Here is a 6,856-nt window from a genome sequence, read left to right as displayed (position 1 = left end):
AAGCCGAAGCCGCCGGCCCCCCGGCCGCAGGCGCCCGCCGCGGCCCAGCCGGCGACGCCGCCGGCCGGCATGACGGGCGGGGCGCAGCCGCAGCTCCTCGGCCAGTACGGCGGCTGGGGCGCCTACACGGCGAGCCCGGGCGGCCGCAAGGTGTGCTTCGCGCTCGCCAAGCCGAGCCGCGCCGAGACGACGCCGCCCAACCGACCGCGCGATCCGGCCTTCCTGTTCATCGCGTCGCGGCCGGGCGAGCGGGTGAAGGACGAGATTTCGGTGATCTTCGGCTACGGCTTCAAGCCCAACGCCGACGCGACCCTGGAGGTCGGCGGGACCAGCTTCCCGCTCTACACCCAGGCCGACGGCGGCTGGATCAAGAACGCGGCCGAGGAGCCGCGGCTCGTCGAATCGCTGCGCCGCGCCGGCGACGCCACCATCAAGGGCATGTCGGCCCGCGGCACCGCCTCGACCGACGTCTACGTCCTCAAGGGCCTCGCCCAGGCGCTCGACCGGGTGGCGCAGGAGTGCCAGTAGCGGGTTCCGGGACGGATGCCCGACCGGGGACCGTGTGCCGTGGCGAGGATGGTGAACCGCTTGTGATCGGAGCGTGTGCGTCGAGCTGCGCCGGACGCCGTTAAGCTTCAAGAGCGGCCGCACGTCCGCGGTCCCTTGGAGGTCGGCATGCGAACGGTGCTCGGCGCAGTGGTGGCAGGACTGGGGCTCGCTTTCGGCGGCGCAGCCGTGGCGCAGGAGCGCGCGGCCGACCCCGGCGTCGGGGGGCGCACCGCGGGGCTCGAGCGGCCAGGCTGGACCGTGTTCACGGATGCCGCCGGCACCCGGGTCGACGTGCCGGCCGGCATCTTCACCGAGCAGGTCGGGCCGGCGCGGCGCGGCGAGGGCGTCGAGCTGCAGTCGACCGACGGCCGCGCCCGGCTGATGGTCTATGTCGAGCCGAACGACGAGGCCTTCACGCCCGAGCGATTCGTCCGCACCAACCTCAAGGTCCCGGCCGGGGCGCTGGACTATCGCCGCATCACCGACCGCTTCTTCGCCGTCTCGGGCGTGAACGAGGGCGAGATCTTCTACAGCCGCTGCAACTTCCCGGCCCGCGCGTCGGGGCGGATGCACTGCATCTACGTCGCCTATCCGCAGGTCGAGGAGAAGGCCTGGGATGACATCGTGACCCGGATCAGCCTAACTTTGCGCGGTTCGCGCAATTAACGATCACGGATCGTTAGGTACGCCTGCAGACGCTCGATGTCGGAATTTCCCTTATGTGAGAGTTTCTTAGGCCGAAATTGGCGGCATGAGATAATTCGCACCACCCGAGATGGTGATTGTTCCGCCTCTGGTGGTGACGTATGGGGTGATCACGCGCCTCGTGTATGTGTTCTTGCGTTTTTCGCTCAGCGCGGAACGTGATATATCACCACTCGGATACGACGCTCGTCCGAACGCCGTGCCGAATCGACCCCCGGACCGGAATCGAACTGCCATGGAACCCCTCTACGACCGCCTGGGCCGCGTGCGCGCCTGGCTCCATGCCGAGCACGCCCGCATCATCAGCCTGCAGGGCAGCCACCTGGCCTCCATCGACGGGCACAGCGTCTACGACAGCAACGGCCAGCACATCGGCTGGTGGAAGCACGGCCACATGCGCAACACCCGCGGCGCCGTCGTGGTGTGGGCGTCCGACGCCTTCGGGCTCGGCGTCATCCGGCCGCCCCAGATGCCGCCGCCGGCCGAGCCGAAGGCGCCGGTCGTGGAAGGCTTCCAGGCCCGCGCGACGCCGCCCGCGCATCCCGCCCGCAGCGCCAGCTGGGCGGTCGAGTTCCCGTTCTGACGTTCTTCGACATGATCTGATCGGACCTGATCGGATCGTCCGACCGGCCGGCCGGGCCCGCGCGGTACGCGCGCCCGGCGCCGTCGCTTTCTCCCCCGACATCGCTATGTGACCTGACGCCGCGTTCCGATATGCGGTGCAAGTACGCCGTTTCGAGGCGACGTCGGGATACGAACGGCGCGAGCGATTTCGTCGTCATGGCCGGGCTCGTCCCGGCCATCCACGCACTTGCTTGCTGCGCCTTCGCGTGGAAGTTCGTGGATGGCCGGGACAAGCCCGGCCATGACGGGACGAATCGACCAAGCGATCGCGGCAATAACGATCCCTGCCGCATCTCGGCTACAGGATGAACCGGCTCAGATCGGCGTTCTTGGCGAGGTCGGCGACGCGGCTGTTCACGTAGTCGCCGTCGATCGCGACGGTCTCGCCGTGCCTGTCGGGAGCCGCGAACGAGATCTCGTCGAGCACCCGCTCCATCACGGTCTGCAGCCGCCGCGCCCCGATGTTCTCGACCGTGGAGTTCACCGACACGGCGACGTCGGCGATCGCGTCGATGGCGCTCTCCTGGAAGTCCAGCGTCACGCCCTCGGTCGCCATCAGGGCGACGTACTGCTTGATCAGCGACGCCTCGGTCTCGGTGAGGATCTTTCGGAAGTCGTCGCGGGTCAGCGCCTTGAGCTCGACCCGGATCGGCAGGCGACCCTGCAGCTCGGGCAGCAGGTCGGACGGCTTGGCGAGGTGGAAGGCGCCCGAGGCGATGAACAGGATGTGGTCGGTCTTGACCGTGCCGTGCTTGGTCGACACCGAGGTGCCTTCGATCAGCGGCAACAGGTCGCGCTGCACGCCCTCGCGCGACACGTCGGCGCCGCCGCGGTTCTCGCGGCCGCAGATCTTGTCGATCTCGTCGAGGAAGACGATGCCGTTGTTCTCGACCGTCTTGATCGCCTCCTGCACGAGCGCGTCCTGGTCCAGGAGCTTGTCGGATTCCTCGGCGATCAGGATCTCGTAGGACTCCTTCACCGTGACCTTGCGGGTCTTGGTGCGCCCGCCGCCGAGCTTGCCGAAGATGTCGCCGAGCGAGACGGCGCCCATCTGGGCGCCCGGCATGCCGGGGATCTCGAACATCGGCATGCCGCCGCCGCCGGCCGCGACCTCGATCTCGATCTCCTTGTCGTCCATGTCGCCGGACCGCACCTTGCGGCGGAACGCCTCCTTGGTGGAGGCCGACGCACCGGCGCCGACCAGTGCGTCGACGACCCGGTCCTCGGCCGCCAGATGGGCACGCGCCGCGACGTCCTTGCGCTTCTTCTCGCGGGTCAGCGCGATGCCGACCTCGACGAGATCGCGGACGATCTGCTCGACGTCGCGGCCGACATAGCCGACCTCGGTGAACTTGGTCGCCTCCACCTTGATGAACGGCGCTCCGGCGAGCTTGGCGAGGCGGCGCGAGATCTCGGTCTTGCCGACGCCGGTCGGGCCGATCATCAGGATGTTCTTCGGCATCACCTCCTCGCGCAGCTTCTCGTCGAGCTGCAATCGCCGCCAGCGGTTGCGCAGCGCGATGGCGACGGCGCGCTTGGCGTCGTGCTGGCCGATGATGAAGCGGTCGAGCTCGGAGACGATTTCGCGGGGGGAGAAGTCGGTCATGGGTCGCGCACCATCAGGAGGGCGGGGCCGTCTGGCGTCGCGACCACGCGGTCGCGGCGGAAGCCGGCTTTCTCATAAGCGCGGATCGCGCGGGCATTGGTGGGATCGGGATCGGTGACCACCCGCGGCGTCCCGGCGGCGAAGAGCCCGTCGGCGAACTGACGGACGAAGGCGGAGCCGTGTCCCCGGCCGAGCATGGCGGGCTCGCCGATCGACTGGTCGATGCCGCGGGTGCCGGGCGGCTGCGGCCCGAAGCCCTCGTTCCAGGCGCCGAGCCGGTAGCATTGCAGGTAGGCGAACGGCACGTCGTCGGTCAGCACGAGAAACTGGTCCATGTCGGGATGGTCGAGATCGTCGGCGACCAGAGCGAGCTGCTCGTCCGGGTCGCCCCACCACTCCGCCATGTGCGGGCGCGCCAGCCACGCCGCCATCAGCGGCAGGTCGTCGGCCGTGAACGGACGGAACTGGTAGGTCGGACTCACGTCGTCATCGTCTCCACCACGACCTTGTCGTTGGTGTAGACGCAGATCTCGGCCGCGATGGCGAGCGACCGGCGGACGATCTGCTCGGCATCGAGGTCGGTGTCGATCAGGGAGCGCGCCGCGGCGAGCGCGTAGTTGCCGCCCGAGCCGATGCCCATCACGCCGTTCTCCGGCTCCAGCACGTCGCCCGTGCCGGTGAGCACCAGCGACACCTTGGGGTCGACGACGATCATCATGGCCTCCAGCCGGCGCAGATAGCGGTCGGTGCGCCAGTCCTTGGCGAGCTCGACGGCGGCCCGCATCAGCTGGCCCGGATACTGCTCGAGCTTGGCCTCGAGCCGCTCGAACAGCGTGAACGCGTCGGCCGTGGCGCCGGCGAAGCCGCCGATCACGCCGCCGCCGGCGAGGCGACGCACCTTCTTGGCGTTGCCTTTGACGATGGTCTGGCCGATCGACACCTGGCCGTCGCCGCCGACCGCGACGATGCCGTTCTTGCGGACCGTGACGATCGTGGTGCCGTGCCAGAGGGCGGACGACGCGGGCGGGTCGGACGGCGTGTGTGCGGAAGACATCAAAATGAAACCTCGGTGACGCCCTGATCTAGGAGCGGCCCGACCCCTTTGCAACGCGAGGGGAAACTCGGACGCAGGCCGGGCACTTGGCGCGAAGCCCGCGTCACCTTTTCGGGCACGGCGGCTGCGCTCCCTCTCCCCGCGCGGCGGGGATACGGAGGCGCCCCCTCACCCGGATCGCATGCCGCTGGCATGCGATCCGACCTCTCCCCGCGCGGCGGGGAGAGGTGACTCTTACGGGGAGAGGTAAAGCGGCAGCGCGCGGCTCAGCCTCCTCCTCCGCGCCGCCCCCAGTGGCGGAACCCTGCCCACCCTGATAAAAGGCCGGCGGTTCAGACAAATGGTCGCGATCGGGCGGAGGCCCGGGGCGCGGCCCCGGCCGGGCCTCGGCGCCCCGCCGATCGGCCGGCAGGAAGGCGTGTCGTTCATGCGCACCGCAACCGTGAAGCGCACCACCAAGGAAACCGACGTCGAGGTCGCGGTCGATCTCGACGGCACGGGCAAGGCGTCGGTCGACACCGGCATCGGCTTCCTCGACCACATGCTGGACCTGCTCGCCCGACATTCCCGCATCGACATGACGATCCGGGCCAAGGGCGACCTGCACATCGACCAGCACCACACGGCCGAGGACGTCGGCATCACGCTCGGCCAGGCGGTGCGAAAAGCGCTCGGCGACATGAAGGGCATCGGCCGCTATGCGGACGTCCATCTGCCCATGGACGAGACCCTGACCCGGGTGGCGCTCGATATCTCCGGGCGGCCGTTCCTGGTCTTCCGGGTCGCCTTCGCGCGCGGAAAAATCGGCACGTTCGACACCGAGCTGGTGCGCGAGTGGTTCCAGGCCTTCGCCATGAACGCCGGCCTCACGCTGCATGTCGAGACGCTGTACGGCGACAACGACCACCATATATCGGAGTCGTGCTTCAAGGGGCTCGCCCGGGCGTTGCGGACCGCGGTCGCGATCGACCCGCGGACCCGGGACGAGATCCCCTCCACCAAGGGCAGCCTGGGCGGCTGACGGCCCGGCGCCGACGAGACGCGCGGCCGGACGGGCCGCGGCCGCGGCCAGCAGAGGCCGCGACCCAGCGAAGGACACGACATGGCAGTCTATGCAGTGCTGGAGCCTCCCGCCCGGCCGGACGGTCAGCCGGCCGATCCGGTCCGGGTCCGCTTCGTGCGCGACGGCTTCTCCTGGGGCGCCTTCCTGTTCGGCCCCTTGTGGATGATCCGGCACCGGATGTGGCTGGTGCTCGTCTGCTGGGGGCTGGTGATGGTCGGCTTCGGCATCGCGCACACGGCGCTCGGCGTGCCGGGAGGCGCGCGGCTCGCCGTGGCGGTGCTGATCGCCCTCCTGGTCGGGCTCGAATCGGCGACGCTGCGCCGCTGGACGCTGCTGCGCGGCGGCTGGCGCGAGGCCGGCATCGTCGTCGCCGACGACCTCGAGACGGCCGAGCAGCGCTATTTTGCGCGGCGCGCCGACGCGGCCGCCGACCTCGACCGCGCCTGGAGCGACGCCCCGGCGCCGCGGCTGCGGCCGGCCGGGCGCGGCGTTCTCGGCCTGTTCCCGCTGCCGGGAGCGGGGCGATGACGGTCGCCATCGTCGACTACGGCTCCGGGAACCTGCACTCGGCGGCAAAAGCCTTCGAGCGGGCGGCGCGCGAGAGCGGGCACGACCAGCCGATCCTGGTGACGAGCGACCCCGACGTGGTGCGGGCGGCCGACCGGGTCGTGCTGCCGGGCGTCGGCGCCTTCGCCGACTGCCGGCGCGGGCTCGATGCGGTGTCCGGCATGGTCGAGGCTTTGGAGGAGACGGTGCGGCGGCGCGGCCGGCCGTTCCTCGGCATCTGCGTCGGCATGCAGCTGATGGCCGAGCGCGGCCGCGAGTACGAAGTCGTCGACGGGCTCGGCTGGATTCTTGGGGAGGTCGACAAGATCACGCCGGCCGATCCCGCGCTGAAGATCCCGCATATGGGCTGGAACACGCTGAACGCCGATCAGCCGCATCCGCTGCTCGACGGCATCCCGACCGGGCCGGATGGCCTGCACGCTTATTTCGTGCACAGCTATCATCTGAAGCCGTCCCGCCCGGCCGATCTCGTGGCGCAGGTCGACTATGGCGGCCCGGTCACCGCGATCGTCGCCGACGGCACCGCCGCCGGGACCCAGTTCCACCCGGAAAAGAGCCAGCGGCTCGGCCTCGCGCTGATCGCCAATTTTTTGAGATGGGCCCCGTGATCCAGACGAGTTCCCGGTTGCCGGGCTTGCGGCAGGCTGCCCTTTACCCCTCTCCCCGTTTACGGGGAGAGGGTGGCTCG

At 69.9% G+C, this 6,856-nt stretch carries 9 protein-coding genes; 6 read left to right on the top strand and 3 right to left on the bottom strand.

What is annotated here, in order from left to right:
- The 3 genes from ABTU92_RS26870 to ABTU92_RS26860 form a co-directional block, all read left to right on the top strand.
- The coding region (locus ABTU92_RS26870; RefSeq protein ID WP_408094658.1) for a hypothetical protein at positions 1 to 528 on the top strand (528 nt) is incomplete at its 5' end.
- 147 nt (positions 529 to 675) lie between these two features.
- On the top strand, positions 676 to 1,215 hold the full coding sequence (locus tag ABTU92_RS26865; RefSeq protein WP_408094657.1) for a hypothetical protein: 540 nt from the start codon (positions 676 to 678) through the stop codon (positions 1,213 to 1,215).
- 274 nt (positions 1,216 to 1,489) lie between these two features.
- Entirely contained in the window at positions 1,490 to 1,837 is a 348-nt protein-coding gene (locus ABTU92_RS26860; protein ID WP_408094656.1) for a 4-fold beta flower protein, read from the top strand.
- A gap of 339 nt (positions 1,838 to 2,176) precedes the next feature.
- On the opposite strand, the gene hslU is transcribed toward ABTU92_RS26860, so the two are convergent.
- From hslU to hslV, 3 genes are read right to left on the bottom strand one after another with little or no spacing between them, the layout of a single operon-like run.
- Entirely contained in the window at positions 2,177 to 3,484 is a 1,308-nt protein-coding gene (gene hslU / locus ABTU92_RS26855; RefSeq protein ID WP_408094655.1) for an ATP-dependent protease ATPase subunit HslU, read from the bottom strand.
- Positions 3,481 to 3,966, bottom strand: coding sequence for a GNAT family N-acetyltransferase (locus tag ABTU92_RS26850; protein ID WP_408094654.1), 486 nt, complete (start codon positions 3,964 to 3,966; stop codon positions 3,481 to 3,483). Before ABTU92_RS26850 ends, hslU begins: the two co-directional genes overlap by 4 nt.
- Positions 3,963 to 4,538, bottom strand: a complete 576-nt coding sequence (gene hslV / locus ABTU92_RS26845) for an ATP-dependent protease subunit HslV (RefSeq protein ID WP_408094653.1) — start codon at positions 4,536 to 4,538, stop codon at positions 3,963 to 3,965. The genes ABTU92_RS26850 and hslV overlap by 4 nt, the downstream gene beginning before the upstream one ends.
- 427 nt (positions 4,539 to 4,965) lie before the next feature.
- Between hslV and hisB the strand changes: the two genes are divergently transcribed.
- The 3 genes from hisB to hisH all read left to right on the top strand — a co-directional run bounded on the left by hisB (position 4,966) and on the right by hisH (position 6,776).
- Positions 4,966 to 5,559: an imidazoleglycerol-phosphate dehydratase HisB gene (hisB, locus tag ABTU92_RS26840; RefSeq protein ID WP_408094652.1), complete on the top strand. Its 594-nt coding sequence runs from the start codon at positions 4,966 to 4,968 to the stop codon at positions 5,557 to 5,559.
- Positions 5,560 to 5,640: 81 nt separating this feature from the next.
- On the top strand, positions 5,641 to 6,129 hold the full coding sequence (locus ABTU92_RS26835) for a DUF2628 domain-containing protein (protein WP_408094651.1): 489 nt from the start codon (positions 5,641 to 5,643) through the stop codon (positions 6,127 to 6,129).
- Positions 6,126 to 6,776: an imidazole glycerol phosphate synthase subunit HisH gene (gene hisH, locus ABTU92_RS26830; RefSeq protein WP_408094650.1), complete on the top strand. Its 651-nt coding sequence runs from the start codon at positions 6,126 to 6,128 to the stop codon at positions 6,774 to 6,776. The genes ABTU92_RS26835 and hisH overlap by 4 nt, the downstream gene beginning before the upstream one ends.
- Positions 6,777 to 6,856: the final 80 nt, after the last annotated feature.

Source organism: Rhodoplanes sp. SY1 (genome assembly GCF_046000175.1).
Classification (GTDB): domain Bacteria; phylum Pseudomonadota; class Alphaproteobacteria; order Rhizobiales; family Xanthobacteraceae; genus Rhodoplanes.
Note: the sequence above shows the minus strand (reverse complement) of the source record. Positions and strands in the feature narration are given on the sequence as shown.

What these genes read in the sequence shown, in the direction of transcription:
- ABTU92_RS26865 (WP_408094657.1), top strand. Translation starts at nt 676, where the DNA reads ATGCGAACGGTGCTCGGCGCAGTGGTGGCAGGACTGGGGCTCGCTTTC.
- ABTU92_RS26860 (WP_408094656.1), top strand. Translation starts at nt 1,490, where the DNA reads ATGGAACCCCTCTACGACCGCCTGGGCCGCGTGCGCGCCTGGCTCCAT.
- hslU (WP_408094655.1), bottom strand. Translation starts at nt 3,484, where the DNA reads ATGACCGACTTCTCCCCCCGCGAAATCGTCTCCGAGCTCGACCGCTTC.
- hslV (WP_408094653.1), bottom strand. Translation starts at nt 4,538, where the DNA reads ATGTCTTCCGCACACACGCCGTCCGACCCGCCCGCGTCGTCCGCCCTC.
- hisB (WP_408094652.1), top strand. Translation starts at nt 4,966, where the DNA reads ATGCGCACCGCAACCGTGAAGCGCACCACCAAGGAAACCGACGTCGAG.
- ABTU92_RS26835 (WP_408094651.1), top strand. Translation starts at nt 5,641, where the DNA reads ATGGCAGTCTATGCAGTGCTGGAGCCTCCCGCCCGGCCGGACGGTCAG.
- hisH (WP_408094650.1), top strand. Translation starts at nt 6,126, where the DNA reads ATGACGGTCGCCATCGTCGACTACGGCTCCGGGAACCTGCACTCGGCG.